This window comes from Hyphomonas jannaschiana VP2 (genome assembly GCF_000685215.1).
GTDB lineage: Bacteria > Pseudomonadota > Alphaproteobacteria > Caulobacterales > Hyphomonadaceae > Hyphomonas > Hyphomonas jannaschiana.
In genome coordinates this window covers 38,110-58,128 of sequence record NZ_ARYJ01000011.1, presented here as the reverse complement: position 1 = coordinate 58,128, position 20,019 = coordinate 38,110, and the positions used below count along the sequence as shown (strand labels likewise).

Genomic DNA, 20,019 nt, shown 5'->3' with positions numbered 1-20,019 from the left:
TCACACCGCACCAATGCTGCTGAGAATGTTCCAATAGCCAGGCAATTACGCTAGAGGGAACGCGACTCGTCCCCCTTCCAGGAGATCACCGGATGAAAGCCATCGTGCATGTTGCCCTCAAGAACGGCGTACTCGACCCGCAGGGCAAAGCAGTTGCCGACACGCTGGCGCGCATGGGCTACAAGGAAGTCGAGAGCGCCCGTATCGGCAAGGTGATCGAACTCGACCTGGAAGACGGCCTTAGCGAAGCTGACGCCAATGCCCGCGTCAAAGAGATGTGCGAGAAGCTGCTCGCCAACACGGTGATCGAAAGCTACCGCATCGATCTACAGGCCTAAGTCACTCTACAGACTTGCGAACGTAGCGCCCGACAAACCAGTCCGACCATTCTCCGGTCTCAGGATTCTGTTGCCGGAAATGCTGGGTCACTGATCCATCCGCATTCGCAGTCCACTCTCCGGTGAACGGTGCGGAAGCCGCCCCGCGATTTCGGATTTCCCCTTCCAGATACATGGCACCTGTCTCGGTCAAGCCACCGGCATAGTCGATGACGCCTGCTGCGTTCACCCAGATCTGCCGCCATTTCCCGATGCCGGGATCGTAGAAATTATAGCTCTGTCCCGTTCCACCCGCCGTATTCGTCCAGCGCTCCACCAGCAGACACCCGCTTTCTTCGGGCTGGATCGAATTGGTTCCGGCGAGATTCCCGGCCGGGTCGTAAACGGCCCACTCTCCAATCCAGAAATCAAACTGATGATAAACCGGCGCATCACAGGCGGCCGGTGCGGCAGCGGCGGAAGACACTTCCGGACTGCTCATGCAGGCGGAAAGGCAAAGGACAGCTGCAGCGTAAGGCAAGGTATTCATGAGGCTTCCTCCGGCGTATTCTGCCAGAAGGCCTCACATAATATCTGAACGCAAATCACCTTTGACCGGTCAGCCTGGGCCGCCCGCCAGTCAAATCAGACGTAAAGCCGTCATCTAAATGCCGCCGACAGGCCGGTCTTCGAAGAGGAATGCTGGTGATTCCGGTGAAGACTGATCCAGTACCGGGTCACAAACGGCAGGTGTCCGGACCGATTCACGCGAAACGCGCTCATACAGATCATCCCAGCGCGGACCTGCAACTTCAGCGCTGAACATTTGTTCGGCGGTGTACCTGGCATCGGCCCGCATCGCCGCCAGAGCCTCCGGATTTCCGATCAGTGGTTTGAGATATTCGAGCGCCTCATCGGCAAGCATTTCGATCGTGTCGTGATAGATCCGGGTATAGGCCTCGGTGTGGCGTTCCGTCTTGTCCGGGCGGACCCACTCACCAAGCTCATCCTGATCAAGGTGAAGCAGGTAACCGTTCCGGCCATGATAGATCACTTCCGGCAGCGCGCAGACGCTGGTGCCGATAACCGGCGTGTACTCCGCCATGGATTCAATCGCCGAGAATCCAAACGTATCCTCAAAAGTCGGCAACAGCGTGAAGTGCGACTTGCCCATCAGCTCCCGGGCTTTCTCGTTCGGAAGGCCCGGTTCATGGTTGACGTTGGGAAGGTTCAGAAGGTCCAGATACTTCTTCAGGAAGTCCGGATCTGTCGGATCGCTCCAGACATCTTTCCCTGCTTTCAGCGACGAAATGATGTTCACTTCAATCGGCAGGCCCTGTTCGATCGCCTTTTCAGCGATCCGGACAGCAACGCATCCGCCTTTGCGCACGAAGTGACCGCCAACGAATGTCAGCACCAACCTGGACGCGTCATCGTCTTTGAGGCGGTCGCCTTCCCGGCCGAGCTCAACATTCGGATGCTGAACCATCATCTTCGCCTTGATCACGTCATAAGCTGGTGTGCCTTCATGCATTGCCAGCGCAGTCCGTTTTGCAAAGTGAGACATGCCCACCAGTCGGCGGCACCGATTGCTCGTGATCTCGTTGAGCATCATGCGCGTGAGAATCGCATCTTCGGCAAGACCGAACTTGCGCGGAATATGGCTTTCGAAAGAACAGATCATCTTCCGCGCCCCGAACGGAATACGGTTCACGACATGAACAAAATCGGATCCATCGCAAGGCTGCATCAAGGTGAAGCCGTCGAGCTTCGACTGCAGCTTATTAAACGGAACAAACCAACGGCGTCGCACATCATGCCGCGAATGCCGCGGGCTCGAGAATGCCGTAGGGTACCTGTCACGCAGGACAGAGACTCGAACAGGTCGGTTTTCGGTCAGCGCATCGCCCATGACCACCCCCAAATAAAATACAGGTCAAAGTTTCCTGTGACCAATCACTCATTTTATAGGCAAGAAACGTGACAATTTAAACGTAAAGCTGCGAAACCCCGGGAATGAGCACAAAAAACGCCGAAAAAACAGCATATATTTGGTAAGTGAATACTCACTTGCGATATTTTTACGCTTATGCTATCCGAACAGGCGAATTCGGAGTCTCCTATGACAAGAAATACGACAGCGTCCAAGGCACCCGCCAAAAAAACCCGTGCCAGAAACGCACGCCCAAAAATTGAGCGTGCCGCGTTGAAACTCTTTGTTCACGAAGGAGTCGATGCGGCCACGACCCGTGAGATCGCAGAAAAGGCTGGCGTGTCCGAAGGGGCTCTCTACCGGCACTATAAAGGCAAGGACCAGCTTGCGCTCAGCCTGTTCATGGAAACCCATAACCGACTGGGCCAGATGATGCAGGAGGCGCTTTCCGGCGATGGAACCCTGGAAGACAAGGTCCATGCGGCCGTAAAAGCCTATTGCGAGCTGGCGGACGAGGATTTCCTCCTCTTCTCTTTCCACCTTGTTTCGCTCAACCGTTACCTGCCCTACGACAAACGCCGCGAGGATGACCCGGTCTCGATTACTGAGCGGATCATCGAAAGCCTTATGGAAGCCGGTATTATTCCGAAAGGTGACCCTGCGCTGAAAGCTGCGATGACACTCGGCATCGTCATGCAGGCCGGACAGAACAAGATCTACAACCGCCTTCCCGGCCCACTGGGTCAGCATGCGGATGCGATGGCCCGGGCCGTTGTTGCCGTTCTCAAAGCCGACTGAACGCTCTCATAGATCAGGACAAAAGGAGCCCGCCATGCGCGCCGCCTTGTTTACATCTGTCTACTACCTTCTTTCCGTCTTCTACGTGCTTGCCTCGGTGCCGTTTCTCATTCTGCCAGGACACACACCCGTCAGGGCCATCATCCGCAGCTACACACGGGCGATGAACCTCAACCTTCGCCTGGTGGCTGGCATCCGCAAGGAAGTGCGCGGCAAGGACAAGGTTCCTGAAGGCGCGTTCGTTCTCGCTTCGAAGCATCAGAGCTGGGGTGACGGCTATCTCGTCTATCCGGAGGTCGACAATCTCTCCTTCGTCACTGGCGATCATCTTGAGAAGTTCCCGCTCGTTGGCGGTATCCTGCGCAAGCTGGGCGCAATCGTTATCGACACCTGTGGCGGCGGCGAACGCAAAGCGGCCTCCCTGCGCGAGGGCATGGAACGCGCGAAACAAGACGGTCGGCGCATCCTGATCTACCCCGAAGGTCACCTGGCGCCGGTCGACTTTCATTTTCGCTACAAGCCCGGCGTCTGGCACATGGCGCAGGCGATGCAGGCCCCTGTCGTGCCGGTGGCCACGAATATTGGCCTCTACTGGCAGCAACAGGACAAGAAAAAAAATCCCGGCACGGCCATCATCGAATTTCTGGATCCAATTCCGTGGGACCTGCCGAAGGATGAGTTCCTGTCGCGCCTGACCGAGGCGATCGAACAGCGTACGGCGGAGCTGGTGGCCGAGGGACGCGGCACGCCAGCGAAACGGGCGACGCTCATTCCGGACCCACCCAAAGGCATGGAAGCCAAGCCGACGCCAGAAAACCCAGCAGCTTACGCCAAGGCATAAGCTGAAACGCTACCGAATTCGGCAAAAAGCGAACTCCTTACCTTTACTCGATGATCAATTATTGATATTCAATAACTGCTTAGGTGATCCCGGGGGCCAAAAACGGGATCTTACAAATGACTTTGAAACGGACTTTCCTGCCGGCAGCTGCCTGCGTTGTTATGGTCGGTCTTGCATCTGCTCTGCCTGCCTCTGCGGCAGAATGGGCGTCCTGGAAAGGCCAGGACGAGGCGGCACCACTTGCGATCTACACGAACGGCACGGACGAAACCGGGGCCCTTCTTGTCTGCGATGGCCAGGGCATGCTGAAAGCCATGCTCTCGCTGGAAGCGGCATCCCTGCCGGATCTACTGGAACGCAATGCCAGCTACTCCCGCTCGACCAAGGCAAAGATCCAGGTTGGTGATGAGGCGGTAACGGATGCAACCTTCCGCTACATCCCTGCAATCAAGTCGATCGAAACCAAGTCACACAGTGTCGCTGCTCAGGTCTTCAACTCGGCCGTTCTGGGTGAACCTCTCACCGTCGAAACCAAGCGCGAAGGCACTGTCGAATCGCAACTGCCTGCACCGAATGACACGTTCAAAGCCTTTGCAAAAACCTGCGGCGCCCTGCGCGGCGCAAAATAATCGTGATTGAAAGTCACCACTCATAATTGCATGCTCCCTTCCAAGAAATGGAACGGAGCATGCCGATGGCAAACAAATCACACGCAGTCTTTGGGATAGCGGCTATTCTGGTTCTGGCGGGAAACGCGCAGGCGGAATCACCTGCTGCTCTCGCATGGGTGCAGGACCCTGATTCCATAATCCGCGTGGATGGCAGCGATGCCGGAACGAGCGCCAACTTCTACAGCTTCTCCCGGCTTATTCATTCATCAGGTGGACCCGGCCCTATTCTGATCTTCAACTGCCAGGCCATGTCGACAGGTCAGCATTCTCTCAATGCTGCGGTCCAGCTGGACCCGGACAACGCATATGAGGAAAACCCGTCTGAACGCCTGCACCTGCTGAATGTCAGCGTCACCCTGACAATCGACGGCTCGAAGAAGTCGGAGCGGTTCAAATATCATCCCGCATCATCGAAGATCATTCCTCACAACAAGGCCGTCGCCAAACAGCTCTACAACGCCGTCGTTCAGGGCTCAGATGTGAGCCTGAAGGTCAAAGGCAAAACCTATGACCTCGCCCTTCCCGGCAAGGACCCCGTCTTCGTGAGTTTTGCGAAAACCTGTCCCACGACGAATGGGGGAAAATTTGATCCGGCAATCGTGGAACAGGCCGGTATTGCGGCAACTGCAGACCCGAATTGAACGTCAGTCAGCGGCCACCGGAACAATCGTCACGCTCTCGCCGCAGCCGCAGGCATCGGTCTGGTTCGGGTTGTTGAACACGAACTTCTCGTGGAGCGGCGTGACTTCGAAGTCGACTTCGCTGCCGAGCAGGAAGAGCACGGCCTTGGCATCGATAAGGATGGTGACGCCATTGTCCTCAACCACTTCGTCCAGCGGTTCCGGCGCGGTGGCGTAGTCCATTACGTATTCCATGCCGGCACAGCCGCCGTTTTTGACGCCGACGCGCAGGTAACCTGCACCGCGCTCTTCCATAATCTCTTTGACGCGCTTAGCAGCGGCGTCGGAGAGCTTCACGGGCTTGGGTCTGGGTCGTCTGGCCATGAGGGAAAGATAGGGGCGCGGGCCCTTCCTTTCAATTAAAGCATGTTCAGCGCGAGGCGCGCTTCGTCGGACATGCGGGAGGGGTCCCAGGGCGGATCGAAGGTCAGCTGGACCTCAACATCCTTCACGCCTTCCACTGTGCGGGCGGCAGTTTCGATCCAGCCCGGCATGTCACCAGCCACCGGGCAGCCAGGTGCGGTCAGCGTCATTTCTATATCGACTTTACGGTCATCATCGATGTCGACCTTGTAGATCAGGCCCAGTTCGTAGATGTCGACCGGGATTTCCGGGTCGAACACGGTCTTGAACGCGGCGATCAGGTCGTCGGTGATCCGGTTCAGCTCGTCCTGTGGAATTGCTGAAGGTGCTGCAGTCTCAGCAGCAGCGTCCACATCGCGGGAAGTCATGTCATCGGCCATTGAGGCACCTATACCAGCATTTTCCGGGCCTTGGCGAGCGCCTCTATGAAGGCGTCGACTTCGGCGAGGGTGTTGTAGATGGCGAAGGAGGCGCGGGCTGTCGAGGGGACGCCGAGGTGTTCCATCAGTGGCTGGGCGCAGTGGTGCCCGGCCCGGATGGCAACGCCGTAGCGGTCAAGAATCTGAGCAATATCATGGGGATGCGCGCCTTCGAGGCTGAAGGTCAGCACCGCACCCTTGCCCGGCGCCTCGCCGTGAATCCTGAGACCATTGATGCCACGAAGCCCCTCTACGGCATGACTATACAGGATCATCTCATGATCATGCACGGCCTCGAATGGATGATTACGTATCCAGTTCAGGGCTGCGCCAAGACCAATCGCTTCCAGGATCGGCGGCGTTCCTGCCTCGAATTTATGTGGGGCCGTGTTGTAGGTGACCCGTTCGCGGGTGACGATCTCGATCATCTCCCCGCCGCCCTGATAAGGCCGCGCCCGGTCCAGCGCCTCGGCCGTCCCATAGAGCACGCCGATCCCCGTGGGCCCGTACAGCTTGTGGCCGGTCATCACATACCAGTCGACACCAAGCGCCTGCACATCCACCGGCACATGCACCGCGGCCTGGCTACCGTCGGCTAGCACCTGCGCGCCGACTTCATGTGCGAGGCGCACGATCTCCGCCATGTCGGTCACCGTGCCCAGCACGTTGGACATGTGCGTCATGGCCACGAATTTCGTCTTCGGCCCGATGGCGGCGGCATACTCCGCCATGTCCAGCGAGCCATCCTCCGTCAGGCCGACCCAGCGCAGTACCGCGCCGTGGCGCTCACGCAGGAAATGCCAGGGAATGATGTTGGAGTGGTGCTCCATGATCGACAGGACGATCTCGTCGCCGGGCTGAATCTCACCTGCCAGCGCCGAGGCGACGAGGTTGATTCCCTCGGTCGAGCCCTTGGTGAAAACAATGTTCTCGTGCGCCGGCGCGTTCAGATATTCCCGCGCCGCTTCCCGGGCCGCTTCATAAGCTTCGGTCGCCTCGTTCGAAAGCGTGTGGATGCCGCGGTGCACATTGGCATAGGCGGTGCGCGACTGGTTCGCGATCGCGTCGATCACGGCGTTCGGCTTCTGCGCGCTTGCCGCATTGTCCAGATAGACGAGCGGATAGCCATTCACTTCCCGTGACAGGATCGGGAATTCGGCCCGGATGGCGTCGATGTCCAGTGCCTTGCTCATCGCGCCAGCCATGCCCGCGCCTGCTCCCGCAGAACGTCTTCCAGCTCGCCCGTCTCTTCAAGCGCTTCGGCGATGAATGCCTCGGTCAGCAGGGCGCGCGCCTCTTCTTCGGCGATGCCACGCTGGCGCATGTAGAACATCTGGTTCGCATCAAGCGCGCCGGACGTATTGCCATGTGCGCATTCGACGTCGTCGGCGTAGATTTCCAGCTCGGGCTTCGCGAAGACTTCGGCGCCTTCCTCCAGCAACAGCGCATTGTGCTGCATGTCAGCATCGGTCTTCTGGCCGACATTACGCGGCACGAAGAACTTGCCCTGATAGACACCGCGTCCGCCATCCAGCACCGCACCCTTGGTCAGCTGGCGCGTGACGCAGGCGGGCGCGCCGTGGCGCACTTCGGTTGTGATGTCGGCATGATGGCCCGCAGCACAGAGATAGGCCGCGTTCAGCGTCGCCTTTGCGCCAGTCTCCTGATGGGTCACACGGGTTTCCAGACGGCTGAGCTTGCTGCCGAAGGCGAGCGTTGTCTGGCGATAGTCCGCGCCTTCGTCCAACTGGACAGCAGCCGTCGCGGCCAGAACTTCGGCCTTGCCGGCCCGCTGGTAGACTGTGCGGGAAAACTCCGCGCCGGCCTGCAGCGAATACTCCATCAGCGACGCCGTAAAGCCTGCGCCGCCCAGATAGGATTCGCTGATCGCCAGTTTGGCGCCGGGACGCAGGATGATCTGGACCCGGGCAAAGTTCGCCTCGCCGTCGCCGGAGAATCGGAAGTGAAGCCGCGGCAGATCCTGTCCCGTGACTTCAATCATCAATGTGCCCGGCTTGGTCTTGCCGCCTGCCAGTGCCGCAGCAAGGGCGCCCAGCGGCATGTCTTCCGAGGCTCCGAAAGCCTGCGCTTCCGGTTTCGCCAGAACGCGTATGCCTTCCGGCAGGTCTTCCGGCCAGGTGAACCCGGTGGGCGTGAAGCTGAACACCAGCGCGCCTTCGGTCGGCAGCGGGTCTGCAGCCACTCCGGTCTCAGCGGGCGTTTCGATGACGGGAAGCGCCGCCTTGAAATCGGTCCAGTGCCAGCCTTCGACGCGGCGATGCGGCAGGCCGCCCTTCGCGAAGGCTTCGAAGGCCCGTTCGCGGCGCGCATCTTCCGGCAACATGCCGTAACGCGCGATGAGCTCCAGCTCAGCCGCGTTGGGATTGGCAATCAGGTCGCGCAGCGCGGTGGTCACACCGCTTCTCCCAGAACGCCGTCATAGCCTTCGGCTTCGAGGCGGTGAGCCAGGTCCGGACCGCCGGTCTTCACGATGCGGCCAGCGGCCAGCACGTGCACCTTGTCCGGTTTGATATAGTCCAGCAGGCGCTGATAGTGCGTGATGACCAGCATGCCGCGTTCCGGGCTACGCATGGCGTTGACGCCTTCGGCGACCGTTTTCAGCGCGTCGATGTCGAGACCGGAATCGGTCTCGTCGAGGATCAGGAATCTCGGCTCCAGCATCATCATCTGATAAATTTCGAGGCGCTTCTTCTCACCGCCGGAAAAGCCGACATTCACCGGGCGTTTCAGCATCTCGGCGTCCAGCTTCAGCTGTTTCGCAATCTCGCGGGATTTCTTGATGAAGTCCGGCGCGGAAATCTCGTCCTCGCCGCGCAGCTTGCGCTGGGAGTTCATGGCCGTGCGCACGAAAGTCATCACCGGCACGCCGGGGATCTCGACCGGATACTGGAAGGACAGGAACATGCCTTTGGCGGCGCGTTCTTCCGGGTCCATCTCCAGAATGTCATCGCCGTTCAGCGTGGCGCTGCCGCCGGTGACCTCATAGCCGCTGCGGCCAGTGAGGACGTAGGACAGGGTCGACTTGCCAGCGCCGTTCGGCCCCATGATGGCGTGCACCTCACCGGCGGGCACCTCAAGGGTCAGCCCGTTGATGATCTGTTTGGCCTCTTCAGCCTCGCCCACGGTGGCGGTCAGGTTCTCAATCTTCAACATGGGGCCGATGTAGGGCCGACCGGGCCTTAGGAAAAGCCCTTAGCTCAGGAATGGAGGCTATTCTGAGGGGGTAGAAATGCTGAAATTTCAGACGGAGAGCACATTCATCCTTCGACTTCGCTCAGGATGAGCTGCGTTTCGTGCAGGACTATCGTTGCGCTCATGCTGAGCGAAGTCGAAGCACGAGCGCGAAGTGCGGACTAGCCGACACTGCCCTCAAGGCTCACTTCGAGCAGTTTCTGCGCTTCCACGGCGAACTCCATCGGCAGTTCCTGCAGCACTTCGCGGACGAAGCCGTTGACCAGCAGGGCGACCGCCTGCTCCTCGCCGAGGCCGCGCTGGCGGGCGTAGAAGAGCTGGTCTTCGGAAAGCTTGGTCGTGGTCGCCTCATGCTCCAGCTGCGCGTCGGCGCGGCGGTTCTCGACATAGGGCACCGTGTGGGCGCCACAGCGGCCGCCGATCAACAGGCTATCGCACTGGGTAAAGTTCCGGGCCTTCTCGGCGCGCTTGTTGATCGAGACCAGGCCGCGATAGGTATTGTCCGACTTGCCGGCCGAGATGCCCTTGGAGATGATCCGGCTCTTCGTGCGCTTGCCGAGATGGATCATCTTGGTGCCGGTGTCGGCCTGCTGGCGGCCATTGGTGACGGCGATGGAGTAGAACTCGCCCACGCTGTCGTCGCCGCGCAGGATGCAGGACGGGTATTTCCAGGTGACGGCCGAGCCGGTTTCCACCTGTGTCCAGCTGATCTTGGAGCGAGGCCCGCGGCAATCGCCGCGCTTGGTCACGAAATTATAGATGCCGCCCTTGCCGTCCTCATCGCCCGGCCACCAGTTCTGGACGGTCGAGTATTTGATTTCCGCGTCATCGAGGGCGACCAGTTCCACCACAGCGGCGTGAAGCTGGTTCTCGTCGCGCATCGGCGCGGTGCAACCCTCGAGGTAGGAGACGTAGGCGCCTTCGTCGCACACGATCAGCGTGCGCTCGAACTGGCCCGTGTTTTCCGCATTCATGCGGAAATAAGTCGACAGTTCCATCGGGCAGCGCACGCCCTTCGGCACATAGACGAAGGTCCCGTCCGAGAAGACGGCGCTGTTCAGCGTGGCGAAATAATTGTCAGACTGCGGAACGACGGTGCCGAGGTATTTCTTCACCAGCTCCGGATACTCACGCACAGCTTCGGAAATCGACATGAAGATCACGCCCGCCTTCTCCAGTTCCTTGCGGAACGTGGTGGCGACGGAAACGGAGTCGAACACGGCGTCGACGGCGACGCGCGGTGCTTCGCGGGCAGTCGCGGCGGTTTCGGCCGCGCCTTCTACACCCAGCAGCACTTCCGCTTCCCGCAGCGGGATGCCGAGCTTTTCGTAGGTTTCGAGGATTTCCTTCGGAACGTCGTCAATCGACTCATACTTCGCGCCGGATTTCGGTGCGGCGTAGTAGTAGTATTCCTGATAATCGATCGGATCGTAGCGGACCTTGGCCCAGGTCGGCTCTTCCATGGTCAGCCAGCGCCGATAGGCGGCAAGGCGCCACTCGAGCAGCCATTCCGGCTCTTCCTTCTTGGCCGAGATGAAGCGGATCGTGTCTTCCGACAGGCCCTTCGGCGAGTATTCGGTCTCGATCTCGGTGGAGAAGCCGGCAGAATAATTCTCGGACTCGAGCGCTTTCGCAGCCTCGACCGTTTTCGCGTCGATGCCTTCCTTGACCGTCACTTCCGTGCAGTCGTCTTCGTGTTCGTCCGTTCCGCCGCAGCAGTCCATGTCGATACTTTCAGTTTTCAGTCTCGTCCCCAAAAGCGACGAAACGTTACATACCAATCTTCACCGTATCGGCCAGCCTCAACTCGTCCTGAGACGATCAGAAAAAGCCTAAGCAGACCAATACCTAAACCCACCGAGACAGTTGCAATCCTGTTCCCGCCCGTAAGGCCGTAAGTGATAAATGCAGGCATCACGACGAGGAAGACCAGTAACTGGAATTCCCGGAATGCTCTGACCATCACACACTCGCTTCCTTCGCGATGATGCGCTCGGCCGCCTTCAGCCACGCATCGGCGACGCCGTCAAAGTCTGACGGCAGTGTACTCCATCCAAAGCTGGTGCGGATTGCAGATTCTGCAAGGGTATCGTCCGCGCCCATCGCCATCAGGACAAGGCTGCGCTTGACCTTGCCGGACGAGCAGGCCGAACCCGCAGAGACGCACACACCGGCCAGATCCATGGCCATGACCTGCGTTTCGGCCGCAAAGCCTGGCTTTGCGAAGTTGGAGACACCCGCCAGACGCGGTGAGCCTTTGCCTGTAACAATCACGCCGCCTTCCGCCTCGAGACGTGCTTCCATGGCATCGCGCAGAGAGCCAAGCGTCTGGTAGTTCGGCATGTCGCGCATGGCGGCCTCAATGGCAGCGCCGAATCCGGCAATTGCCGCGACATTCTCCGTGCCGGAGCGGAGCCCACGCTCCTGTCCGCCGCCATACTGGACAGCCTTCAGAGGCGCCCCGGCCCGATGCCAGAGGGCGCCCGCACCTTGCGGTCCGCCAATCTTGTGCGCGCTTAGAGCGAGGTAATCAACGCCCAGCAGGCCGACATTCACCGGTACTTTGCCAAGCCCCTGTACGGCATCGCAGATGGTCAGCCCGCCAGCATCCCGCACAAGCGCAGCGGCTTCAGCGACCGGCTGGAGGATGCCTGTCTCGTTGTTCGCGAGCATCAGGCACAGCACCGGCGTGCCTTTGGCGGCATGATCCCATGACTTCAGACGGCTAGCGAGGTCTTCCAGGTCTACCGTTCCGGCGGAGGTGAGATAGGCCGTCTCGACCACGGCGCCGGAATGGGCTGCTGCCTTGCCGATGGCTTCATGCTCAAGCGCCGAGACGATTAGCGTGCATTTGCTTTCAAGGCCCGCCACCGCGCCATGCACGGCGAGGCTGTCGGATTCGGTGCCCCCGGAGGTAAAAACGATGTCTTCTGCCCGGCTGCCGATGGCCCCGCCAAGCGTAGTCCGCGTCCGCTCGATCACCCCGCGCGCCGCGCGCCCCGCCGTATGCACGGAGGACGGATTCACCGGCCCCATGTCATAGACGGCGAGCATCGCTTCGCGCGCTTCAGGGCGCAGCGGACTGGTCGCATTGTGGTCGGCATAAATCATGGTCCGGATATAGCGCGACTGATCTGCTTGTGCACGTTCTGATGCAGAACAGTTACGTCCGATCAGTATTGAGACCTCACCCTTGCCGCTCTAGAAAGCCGCCTTGAGACAAGGATATTCCATGGCGCATTTTATCGTGAAGCTGGCAGGTGCCTGCCCTGAACGGACAAATCAAGCAAACGTCGAGGCCCACGTGGCTTGGCTGGAAACATTGCATGACACAGGCAAGCTAAGCCTGTGCGGCCCCTGCGACGACGGAACAGCCATTATTGTGCTGTCATGCGGCACGCTGGAAGAAGCCATCGAGATCGCAAACAGCGATCCCTTTGTCGAATCCGGCGCGTATGCCACGAGAACCGTGCATGCATTTCAGCTTGCAACACCGGAAAATAATTTCCTGCTTAGTTCGCCAGCGTAATGCGCTAGCTGAGACGCTCTCATGGCGCCTGCAGAAAAATTTGCTTTTCAGTGGCCGTTTGGCTTATCACCCCGCGCTTAAACCGAAATTCCGAGGATGCCATGGCAGAACTCATCATTCCGGGCCCTCAGGGCCGTATCGAAGCGCGTTACACAGAGCCGCCATATGAAGGCGCGCCGATTGCGCTGATCCTTCATCCCCACCCGAAAGCCGGTGGCACGATGCAGGACCCGATCTCGATCATGCTGTACCAGATGTTCGAGAAACATGGCTTCGGCGTTCTGCGCTACAATTCCCGCGGTGTCGGCCGCAGCCAGGGCCAGTACGACCAGGGCATCGGCGAGCTGGAAGATGCGGCCTACGTCCTTGATTACATTGAGAACATGGCCGAAAGCCCGCGTTATGTCTGGTGCGCTGGCTACTCTTTCGGTGCCTGGATCACGCTTCAGCTGCTGATGCGCCGCCCGGAAATCGACGGCTTCCTCGCCATCTCCCCGCCGGCCAACCACTATGACCTGTCCTTCCTGGCACCGTGCCCGGCTTCCGGCCTGATCGTGTCCGGCGACAGCGACGCCGTGTCTTCCCCGGAAGACGTGGAACGTGCCCTCACCAAAGTCCGCGTCCAGAAAGGCGAGGAAATCGAGCGCACGACGGTCAAAGGGGCGAACCACTTCTATCAGGACCGCCGTGATGAACTGATCGGCACCTGCGAGGAATACCTCCTCCGCCGCCTTGCTGCCGCCGAGGAAAAACTGCGCCTCGAAGCCGAAGGTGACTAATCGAGCAGTATTCCGCCCATCATTGGCTCCGGCGCGCCTGTCGTGCCGGGCCAACTGATCGGCAGGCCACGAGCCGTACGCGCGGCAAGATAGGCGAAGGCTTCAGCTTCGATACTGTCTCCGCGCCAGTCAGCCTCTTCCGCACTCAGTACCGGACAGGGCAGCGCCCGCGCCAGCGCATCCATCAAGGCCGGATTGTGCCGTCCGCCACCGCAGGCAATGACGCGGGACGGCACTTCCGGCAGCTGCGCAACGCCCGCCGCTACAGCCCGCGCTGAAAACGCCGTCAGGGTCGCTGCACCATCTTCCACGGACATGCCTGTGACCATGGAAGCGGAAAAATCATAGCGGTCCAGCGATTTGGGCGGGGCTTCGCTGAACCAGTCATGCTGAAGCAGCTTTTCCAGAAGTGCCTCATCCGCGGTACCGGCTTTCGCGAGCATACCGCCGAAATCATGCGTGCCACGCCCATGCCCTTCCACCCATTCGTCGATCGGGCCATTTGCGGGCCCCGTATCGAAGGCAATCAGCGTCCCGTCCGCCAGTTTGGCTGTGATGTTCGCCACACCGCCGAGATTCAACACACAGGCTGCGCCATCTCCCAGCCTTTGCATCAGGGCCGAATGGTAGGCGGGCGCGAGCGGCGCGCCCTGCCCGCCAGCAGCCACATCCGCCGTGCGGAAGTCACAGGCCAGCGGCACACCCAGCGCCGCCCGCATGGCCGGGGCATCGATCAGCTGTAGCGTCGCGCCGGGCTTTCCCGGCACGGGGCGCCGATGCAGCACGGTCTGGCCATGTACACCTGCCAGGACCGGCGCGGGGCCGGACCAGGCAGACAGCAATTGCTGCAGGGTTTCCGCATGCGTCTGTGTGACGACAGCTTTTGCTGCCTCAAACGCCTCTTCCGGCTGAGGACCGGACCAGTTCCAGGCGCGGGCTGCGTCGGTCGCGACCTGCAGGATCAGGCGTTCTTCGGGCAGGTATTTGCGCTCCGCCGTGGCGCCAAACTCAAACACCTGCTCGCCATCCGTCAGGATCAGGGCCGCATCGACAGCATCCAGAGAGGTGCCGGACATGAAACCAACCACCCAAATAGGCCCAGAATCTGAAATCGCAGTGTTCAAGCGGCTCCCTTTCCGTGCTACGCGCCCTGCCTTCACGGAGACACGAGAAGATGAGCGAATACAAGTCGGAATTCCTGAAGACGTTGCAAACGCGCGGCTTCATCAAGCAGGTCACCCATGAGGCCGAGCTTGACGCCTATTGCCAGGCGGGTGTCCCGATTGCCTATATCGGCTTCGACGCGACGGCGGACAGCCTTCACGTCGGATCGCTGCTCCAGATCATGATGCTGCGTCACCTTCAGAAGGCTGGCGGCAAGCCGATCGTGCTGATGGGCGGCGGCACCACGAAAGTGGGCGACCCGACCGACAAGGAAAAGTCGCGTCCGCTGCTCACAAATGAGCAGATCGAGGCGAACATTGCCGGCATCAAGAAGGCGTTCGAGCCGTTCCTGACCTTCGGCGACGGCCCGACCGACGCCATCATGGTCAACAATGACGACTGGCTGGGCAAACTCGGCTACATCGAACTGCTTCGCGAAGTCGGCGTGCATTTCACCATCAACACGATGGTGAAGCAGGACACGGTTGCCCGGCGCCTGGCCGCCGAGCAGCCCTACACCTTCCTCGAATTCAACTACCTGCTGATGCAGTCCTACGACTTCCTTGAACTGTTCCGGCGCCACAAGTGCCGCATCCAGCTCGGCGGGTCTGACCAGTGGGGCAATATCGTCGGCGGCGTGGACCTGGTGCACAAGGCGGCAGGCGGCGATGTGTTTGGCGTGACGGCTCACCTGATCACCACCGCATCCGGCGGCAAAATGGGCAAGACGGCGGACGGCGCGGTCTGGCTGAACGCTGACCGCAAGAGCCCATACGAATACTGGCAGTTCTGGCGCAATTGCGAGGATGCCGATGTCGGCCGCTTCCTGCGCCTGTTCACGGAACTTCCGCTGGCCGAGATTGAAGCCCTGGAGAAGCTCGAAGGCGCTGAAATCAACAAGGCCAAGATCGCGCTGGCCAATGCGGCAACGACGATGCTGCACGGCGAAGCGGCGGCGAAGGAATCCGAGGCAGCCGCCTCCGCCGTGTTTGCAGGTGGCGGGACAGCCGCCGCGCTTCCGACGGTCGAAATTCCGTCTGCGGAACTCTTCAGCGACTATCTGGTTGCGGCCGCCTTCACGGCTGCGGGCCTGACGGAAAGCAATGGCGAAGCACGCCGCCTGATCAAGCAGGGCGCTGCGAAGGTCAATGACCAGCAGGTCAAGGATCAGAACGCGACGCTCGCGGAATCCGATGTGGTCGACGGCAGCATCAAACTGTCGGCAGGCAAGAAACGCCACGCGCTGGTAAAGCCGGTCTGAGTCTAGAACTCTTCGTCCGGAATGGGCGGCAGTTCCGAAGGGATCGGCTCATCGGGCGGCCGCGGCTTGGCTTCCGGGATTCGCGTATCCGACGGGTTTTCAAAGATCCGCCGGATAACGCCCGGTGCCAGCGCGGAAAGCGGATTCACCGAGACGTTCGCTTTCTCCATCGTGCCGCGGATCGCGTAGGTGAGCGAGAACACGCCCTCGCCATCGCGACCGACAACAAGGTCTCCCAGGATCGGGATTGTTCCGAGAGCGGAGTTCATGCCAAAGCTTGGCACGAGCACGCCATCGAATTCGATCTTCCCGTCCTTGGAGTCGAAATAGCCATTCGTGGTCAGGCCGAGGGCCGGCCCCTGCGCCTTGGCGCCGGTGACCACGTAACGCTCTCCAGCCACCGTCAAAGGAATGTCGAGCCGGGAGAACAGCACCCCTTCCCCGCCCAGCGTATCCGCCAGCCCGCGAAGAGACGCGAGCGACAGGATCTGCGTCAGGAAGGGCGCATTGGTCAGCCGGGTATTCGTGATGGAGATGTCAAATTTAGACGGCTGGTTGTCGTTCGCCAGCGTGCCATCCATTTCGAGCTGGCCGCCTTCAAGATAATCAATCCCAAGGAACGCGCTCGCGATGAAGCCGGCATCGCCGCTGGACACGTGGAATGTCGCCGCCTGACCGCCATTCGTGTCGAAGCGCGCTTCAAATGGTGAGCCGTCCGCGGCAAGGCCTGTCGCCATGAACGTATCGATTCCAGCAGCGCCGGACGCCATGGAGAATTTCGCCTCGGTCATATCGAGGCCCGGCCGAAGCGTGAGCGTGTCGACATTCGCGGTGACGCGCAGCGGGGTCTTCGTCCCCGCATCGTCGGCGTCTCCGATGACCCCGACGCCCGGCATTGCACCGGAGAGATCAAGATAGGTACCGGTGAGCCCCAAATTCAACGCGCCGTCCTTGCGTGTGACGGTGCCGCCGACATCCGCCTTGTTCTTCAGATAGGCGCGGCGGAGCGTAGCCGAGACGAGTTTGGAATCGCCGCCCAGCGTGAAGTCGCCATCAAGATACGCATCATCGGCGTGGAACACGACTGTCGCCGTATAACCGTCTTCCAGTCCCTGATAATGCACGGACGCCTTGGCTTCCTTGTTGCGCGCCTTCACCCAGCCGATCTCCGACAGATCCAGCCGGGACTCGGTCAGGTCGAGCGCCGTGTCCGCGACGATGCTCGAGCCCTCGCCAATTTCCGCCTGCACTTCGATCGGGATTTCACCGGAAAGGTAGGCCCTGCCGAGCACACCGAATTCATTCAGGAAGTCCGGCGTGACAATGCTGGACGCTGACAGCAGTGAAGGCTGGTCGCCATCATTGAACGCATCCCGCCAGGTGAACTGTACAGGCGAAGGCCCAAGGTCACCGAACCCGGAAATGGTCATACCGTCCTGGTCGACATTCACTTTGGCCGAACCGTCCGTGAGGTCGAAGCCCAGGGCCGCATCCTTCAGCCCCGCGTCTTTCACCGAACCGATCGCCGTGAACCGTATGTCTTTATACGGAACATCATCCAGCGCGGGACGGAACATTTCGAAAGTCATCTCGCCATCGCCGGACAGGCGCGCAGGATCGAAATCGATCTCCAGACGCGAGTCGACCAGCATCTTCACGACCAGGGAAATGGGGCCATGCCCGCGCGCGAAGACCCGGAAATCTGCGCCACGCTCATTGAAGGCCGGCATGACAAAGGCACCTTCATCCAGATCCCAGCCGCCATATTCCCCCGAATCGAGTGTGACGCGGAACGAGTTGCCAGTCAGGCGGCCTTTTCCGAGGCCTCTCTCTACCGGCGGAAGATCGGACAGGAATTTGACCCAGGCATCCTCGGCGACGAAGGTGAGCTCCAGGTCGCTGTCGCGCAGGTATCCATCTTCACCAAAGCTGTCGCGCTTCAGATCGATATGCCCTTTGACATCCCGGATCGCACCAGCCTCGATATTGTCACGCGCAAAATTCCGCCCGCCTGTGCCCAGCCCGACCGGCCAGAACGCCATCACCGTATCCTTGGTGACATCCCCACTGGTCTCGAGAGAAATGCTTCCCAGGATAGGCGGTTCGCCATCCTGCTTGTCCTGCGTCAGGCCGACACTTCCGGTCACGTGGAAGCCGGCATCTGCCTCCATAAACTTCAGGTCCAGATCATCGATCTGCCGCGCAGTCACACTCAACAGTCCCGCCCCTTCGACACCCGTCAGCGTGACGGGCCGTTCGAAGACGGGTGTGAAGTCGAGCGTCAGGCTGTCGCTTTTCAGCTCGAACTCATGGGCCGCCTGTCCTTCCAGAATGTTTTTCAGCGTCAGGATCGCCTCACCGCTGGCTGGCCCGACTTTGTCGCCCGTGACATCGATCCGCATCGTGTCATCATTGGCGAGATAGGTTGCCGTGACATCGAGGCCTTTTACATCGACGCCCCCTGCAAACGGAACGCGGCCTTCTCCCATTTCGGAATGGAAGGCGATCTCGCTGATGCCGGTCCCGGTTGAGAAATCGAGCGTGGCGTCCGCACTGGCGGGAAGCCCTTCGAACGTATCGACTTCCGCACCGAACCGCGATGCAAGGTCTGCCAGCGGCCAATCGGCAACGGCGATCTCTGCATGCAGCCTGTCTTCAAGCGTATAAGAGCGGACGGTCGCCGCCAGCCCTCCCGGCAACCCCTCACCCGCGCCAGTACCGGCGACACTGACCAGAATGCCATCCGCCTCACGGGAGATCCGCCCTTTGGCGTCGGTAATGTCGAGAACCGGCTGCTGGTTGCTGTCACGCAGCCGGAATTCGAAACCCGTGAAGCCGAGATATTCCAGTGCATAATTCTGCTCGCCCTGCTTGAGCGCCTCCAGCACGGGTGGCAGCACTTCATTGGCACGCTGTAGCCATTCCTGTGGTGTTTCAGGCAGTTTGCCTTCCGGGATCTCCGGCAAAGGTTCCCCGCCGACGAACCAGATCGACGGCGTTTCCTGATCGATGTTCACCCAGCCATCGACCAGGTCGAGACGAAGGACTTCAATGTCCCCCAATACGAGCGACGATCCGGACAGGACGATGTTGGCGTGGCTGGCCTCGGCACTGAGATTGCCTTTGGCATCCATCATTTGCAGGCGGGAACCTGAGATATGGAGCCGCTTGTCTTCGGCTGACCATTCGAGCTGGACGCCGCCCAGCCGGACCTCCCGGCCATCGCGCGCCTCCGTCATGGCCCGCTCGAGATCGTCCTGGAACATGGACAGGTCCATCGGGCCTGAATAGAGCCGGGCCGCCAGCAAACCTGCCGCAACAAGGACGAGCAGGATCAGGCCGCCAAGTATTTCGAGAAAAATCAGTGAGGCGGTCTGGCGGACCAAGGGCACGCTCCGTACAAGTCGGGTCCAGTCATACACGCCGTTCAGCGCTGTGTCTGATATAAGCAGGACAGCCGGGGCGCACCATAGGAGGATTACATGGCAATCGGACCCAAAGAAGGCGGAAATGCCCCGAATTTCAGCATGGATTCAACGCAAGGGCCGATAAAGCTCGCCGATTACAAGGATCAGCTTCTGGTTCTCTACTTCTATCCGCGGGACGATACGCCGGGCTGCACGACCGAAGCGAAAGACTTCACCGCACTCGCGGACGAGTTCGAAAAGGCCGGCGCTAAAATTGTGGGCGTGTCGCGCGACACGCTGACAAAGCACGAAAAGTTCGCGACCAAGCACGACCTCGGCGTCACGCTCGCCTCGGATGAAGATGGCAAGGTCTGCGAGGCCTATGGCGTGTGGGTGGAGAAGAAAAACTACGGCAAGACCTACATGGGGATCGAGCGCTCAACCTTCCTCATCGGACCTGACAAAAAGGTAATACGAATCTGGAGAAAGGTGCGCGTGAAGGGGCATGCCGAAGATGTACTCAATGTCATCAAATCAGACGCCTGAAACCTGACCTTCTGCATGCGTTTTTTCCATGTTTAACAAGCCTTTTACCCTCATGAGCGAAAATTTACACGAATTCTGTGCCCAAGGGGTTCCGTAGC

At 60.1% G+C, this 20,019-nt stretch carries 20 protein-coding genes; 9 read left to right on the top strand and 11 right to left on the bottom strand.

Going from position 1 to position 20,019, the window contains the following annotated elements; genetic code table 11:
- The first annotated feature begins 92 nt into the window (after window positions 1-92).
- Entirely contained in the window at window positions 93-338 is a 246-nt protein-coding gene (purS, locus tag HJA_RS14545) for a phosphoribosylformylglycinamidine synthase subunit PurS (protein WP_035583578.1), read from the top strand.
- Between the two features lies 1 nt (window position 339).
- Here the strand turns inward: purS and HJA_RS18170 are convergent, their stop codons facing one another.
- Window positions 340-867 (bottom strand): hypothetical protein, encoded by a 528-nt coding sequence (locus HJA_RS18170; RefSeq protein WP_051597739.1) that lies wholly within the window; start codon window positions 865-867, stop codon window positions 340-342.
- A gap of 114 nt (window positions 868-981) precedes the next feature.
- On the bottom strand, window positions 982-2,001 hold the full coding sequence (locus tag HJA_RS18165) for a glycosyltransferase family 4 protein (RefSeq protein ID WP_162177076.1): 1,020 nt from the start codon (window positions 1,999-2,001) through the stop codon (window positions 982-984).
- A gap of 522 nt (window positions 2,002-2,523) precedes the next feature.
- Here HJA_RS18165 and HJA_RS14530 point away from each other — a divergent pair.
- The 4 genes from HJA_RS14530 to HJA_RS14515 all read left to right on the top strand — a co-directional run bounded on the left by HJA_RS14530 (window position 2,524) and on the right by HJA_RS14515 (window position 5,201).
- On the top strand, window positions 2,524-3,048 hold the full coding sequence (locus tag HJA_RS14530) for a TetR/AcrR family transcriptional regulator (protein WP_241764377.1): 525 nt from the start codon (window positions 2,524-2,526) through the stop codon (window positions 3,046-3,048).
- A gap of 34 nt (window positions 3,049-3,082) precedes the next feature.
- Window positions 3,083-3,889 carry a lysophospholipid acyltransferase family protein gene (locus HJA_RS14525; protein WP_035583576.1) on the top strand — a complete coding sequence of 269 codons (807 nt, stop codon included), beginning with the start codon at window positions 3,083-3,085 and terminating at the stop codon, window positions 3,887-3,889.
- A 116-nt stretch (window positions 3,890-4,005) separates the two neighbouring features.
- Complete coding sequence (locus HJA_RS14520; protein WP_155840025.1) at window positions 4,006-4,518, top strand: hypothetical protein; 513 nt, start codon at window positions 4,006-4,008, stop codon at window positions 4,516-4,518.
- Between the two features lie 26 nt (window positions 4,519-4,544).
- Window positions 4,545-5,201 (top strand): hypothetical protein, encoded by a 657-nt coding sequence (locus tag HJA_RS14515; RefSeq protein WP_162177075.1) that lies wholly within the window; start codon window positions 4,545-4,547, stop codon window positions 5,199-5,201.
- Between the two features lie 3 nt (window positions 5,202-5,204).
- Here HJA_RS14515 and HJA_RS14510 read toward each other — a convergent pair whose 3' ends face one another.
- From HJA_RS14510 to HJA_RS14475, 7 genes are all read right to left on the bottom strand, one after another.
- The gene (locus tag HJA_RS14510; RefSeq protein WP_035583570.1) at window positions 5,205-5,564 is read right to left on the bottom strand and encodes a HesB/IscA family protein; all 360 of its coding nucleotides are present in this window, start codon (window positions 5,562-5,564) and stop codon (window positions 5,205-5,207) included.
- A gap of 35 nt (window positions 5,565-5,599) precedes the next feature.
- On the bottom strand, window positions 5,600-5,983 hold the full coding sequence (locus HJA_RS14505) for an SUF system Fe-S cluster assembly protein (RefSeq protein WP_035583569.1): 384 nt from the start codon (window positions 5,981-5,983) through the stop codon (window positions 5,600-5,602).
- 8 nt (window positions 5,984-5,991) lie between these two features.
- Complete coding sequence (locus tag HJA_RS14500; RefSeq protein ID WP_051597736.1) at window positions 5,992-7,227, bottom strand: cysteine desulfurase; 1,236 nt, start codon at window positions 7,225-7,227, stop codon at window positions 5,992-5,994.
- The gene (locus HJA_RS14495) at window positions 7,212-8,438 is read right to left on the bottom strand and encodes a SufB/SufD family protein (RefSeq protein ID WP_035583567.1); all 1,227 of its coding nucleotides are present in this window, start codon (window positions 8,436-8,438) and stop codon (window positions 7,212-7,214) included. The genes HJA_RS14500 and HJA_RS14495 overlap by 16 nt, the downstream gene beginning before the upstream one ends.
- A complete protein-coding gene (gene sufC / locus HJA_RS14490; protein ID WP_035583565.1) occupies window positions 8,435-9,196 on the bottom strand; it encodes a Fe-S cluster assembly ATPase SufC in 762 nt (253 codons plus the stop codon). Before sufC ends, HJA_RS14495 begins: the two co-directional genes overlap by 4 nt.
- A 200-nt stretch (window positions 9,197-9,396) precedes the next feature.
- Window positions 9,397-10,959 carry a Fe-S cluster assembly protein SufB gene (sufB, locus tag HJA_RS14485; RefSeq protein ID WP_081814736.1) on the bottom strand — a complete coding sequence of 521 codons (1,563 nt, stop codon included), beginning with the start codon at window positions 10,957-10,959 and terminating at the stop codon, window positions 9,397-9,399.
- Between the two features lie 238 nt (window positions 10,960-11,197).
- Entirely contained in the window at window positions 11,198-12,346 is a 1,149-nt protein-coding gene (locus tag HJA_RS14475; protein WP_035583561.1) for a cysteine desulfurase family protein, read from the bottom strand.
- 121 nt (window positions 12,347-12,467) lie between these two features.
- Here HJA_RS14475 and HJA_RS14470 point away from each other — a divergent pair, with 121 nt between their 5' ends.
- Together HJA_RS14470 and HJA_RS14465 are read left to right on the top strand one after the other, a co-directional pair.
- On the top strand, window positions 12,468-12,764 hold the full coding sequence (locus HJA_RS14470; protein WP_051597735.1) for a YciI family protein: 297 nt from the start codon (window positions 12,468-12,470) through the stop codon (window positions 12,762-12,764).
- A gap of 101 nt (window positions 12,765-12,865) precedes the next feature.
- Window positions 12,866-13,543: an alpha/beta hydrolase gene (locus tag HJA_RS14465; RefSeq protein WP_035583559.1), complete on the top strand. Its 678-nt coding sequence runs from the start codon at window positions 12,866-12,868 to the stop codon at window positions 13,541-13,543.
- Here the strand turns inward: HJA_RS14465 and HJA_RS14460 are convergent.
- Window positions 13,540-14,631: an anhydro-N-acetylmuramic acid kinase gene (locus tag HJA_RS14460; protein WP_277813109.1), complete on the bottom strand. Its 1,092-nt coding sequence runs from the start codon at window positions 14,629-14,631 to the stop codon at window positions 13,540-13,542. The two genes, HJA_RS14465 and HJA_RS14460, sit on opposite strands and share 4 nt — an antisense overlap.
- A gap of 86 nt (window positions 14,632-14,717) precedes the next feature.
- On the opposite strand from HJA_RS14460, the gene tyrS reads away from it, so the two are divergent.
- On the top strand, window positions 14,718-15,968 hold the full coding sequence (gene tyrS, locus HJA_RS14455) for a tyrosine--tRNA ligase (RefSeq protein WP_035583556.1): 1,251 nt from the start codon (window positions 14,718-14,720) through the stop codon (window positions 15,966-15,968).
- A 2-nt stretch (window positions 15,969-15,970) separates the two neighbouring features.
- On the opposite strand, the gene HJA_RS14450 is transcribed toward tyrS, so the two are convergent.
- A complete protein-coding gene (locus HJA_RS14450) occupies window positions 15,971-19,354 on the bottom strand; it encodes a YhdP family protein (RefSeq protein WP_035583555.1) in 3,384 nt (1,127 codons plus the stop codon).
- A gap of 96 nt (window positions 19,355-19,450) precedes the next feature.
- Between HJA_RS14450 and HJA_RS14445 the strand changes: the two genes are divergently transcribed.
- Window positions 19,451-19,921: a peroxiredoxin gene (locus HJA_RS14445; protein ID WP_035583553.1), complete on the top strand. Its 471-nt coding sequence runs from the start codon at window positions 19,451-19,453 to the stop codon at window positions 19,919-19,921.
- Window positions 19,922-20,019: the final 98 nt, after the last annotated feature.

Coding starts and splice junctions, on each gene's coding strand:
- purS (WP_035583578.1), top strand. CDS start 93: ATGAAAGCCATCGTGCATGTTGCCCTCAAGAACGGCGTACTCGACCCG.
- HJA_RS18170 (WP_051597739.1), bottom strand. CDS start 867: ATGAATACCTTGCCTTACGCTGCAGCTGTCCTTTGCCTTTCCGCCTGC.
- HJA_RS18165 (WP_162177076.1), bottom strand. CDS start 2,001: ATGATCTGTTCTTTCGAAAGCCATATTCCGCGCAAGTTCGGTCTTGCC.
- HJA_RS14525 (WP_035583576.1), top strand. CDS start 3,083: ATGCGCGCCGCCTTGTTTACATCTGTCTACTACCTTCTTTCCGTCTTC.
- HJA_RS14520 (WP_155840025.1), top strand. CDS start 4,006: ATGACTTTGAAACGGACTTTCCTGCCGGCAGCTGCCTGCGTTGTTATG.
- HJA_RS14510 (WP_035583570.1), bottom strand. CDS start 5,564: ATGGCCAGACGACCCAGACCCAAGCCCGTGAAGCTCTCCGACGCCGCT.
- HJA_RS14505 (WP_035583569.1), bottom strand. CDS start 5,983: ATGGCCGATGACATGACTTCCCGCGATGTGGACGCTGCTGCTGAGACT.
- HJA_RS14500 (WP_051597736.1), bottom strand. CDS start 7,227: ATGGCTGGCGCGATGAGCAAGGCACTGGACATCGACGCCATCCGGGCC.
- sufC (WP_035583565.1), bottom strand. CDS start 9,196: ATGTTGAAGATTGAGAACCTGACCGCCACCGTGGGCGAGGCTGAAGAG.
- sufB (WP_081814736.1), bottom strand. CDS start 10,959: ATGGACTGCTGCGGCGGAACGGACGAACACGAAGACGACTGCACGGAA.
- HJA_RS14475 (WP_035583561.1), bottom strand. CDS start 12,346: ATGATTTATGCCGACCACAATGCGACCAGTCCGCTGCGCCCTGAAGCG.
- HJA_RS14470 (WP_051597735.1), top strand. CDS start 12,468: ATGGCGCATTTTATCGTGAAGCTGGCAGGTGCCTGCCCTGAACGGACA.
- HJA_RS14465 (WP_035583559.1), top strand. CDS start 12,866: ATGGCAGAACTCATCATTCCGGGCCCTCAGGGCCGTATCGAAGCGCGT.
- tyrS (WP_035583556.1), top strand. CDS start 14,718: ATGAGCGAATACAAGTCGGAATTCCTGAAGACGTTGCAAACGCGCGGC.
- HJA_RS14445 (WP_035583553.1), top strand. CDS start 19,451: ATGGCAATCGGACCCAAAGAAGGCGGAAATGCCCCGAATTTCAGCATG.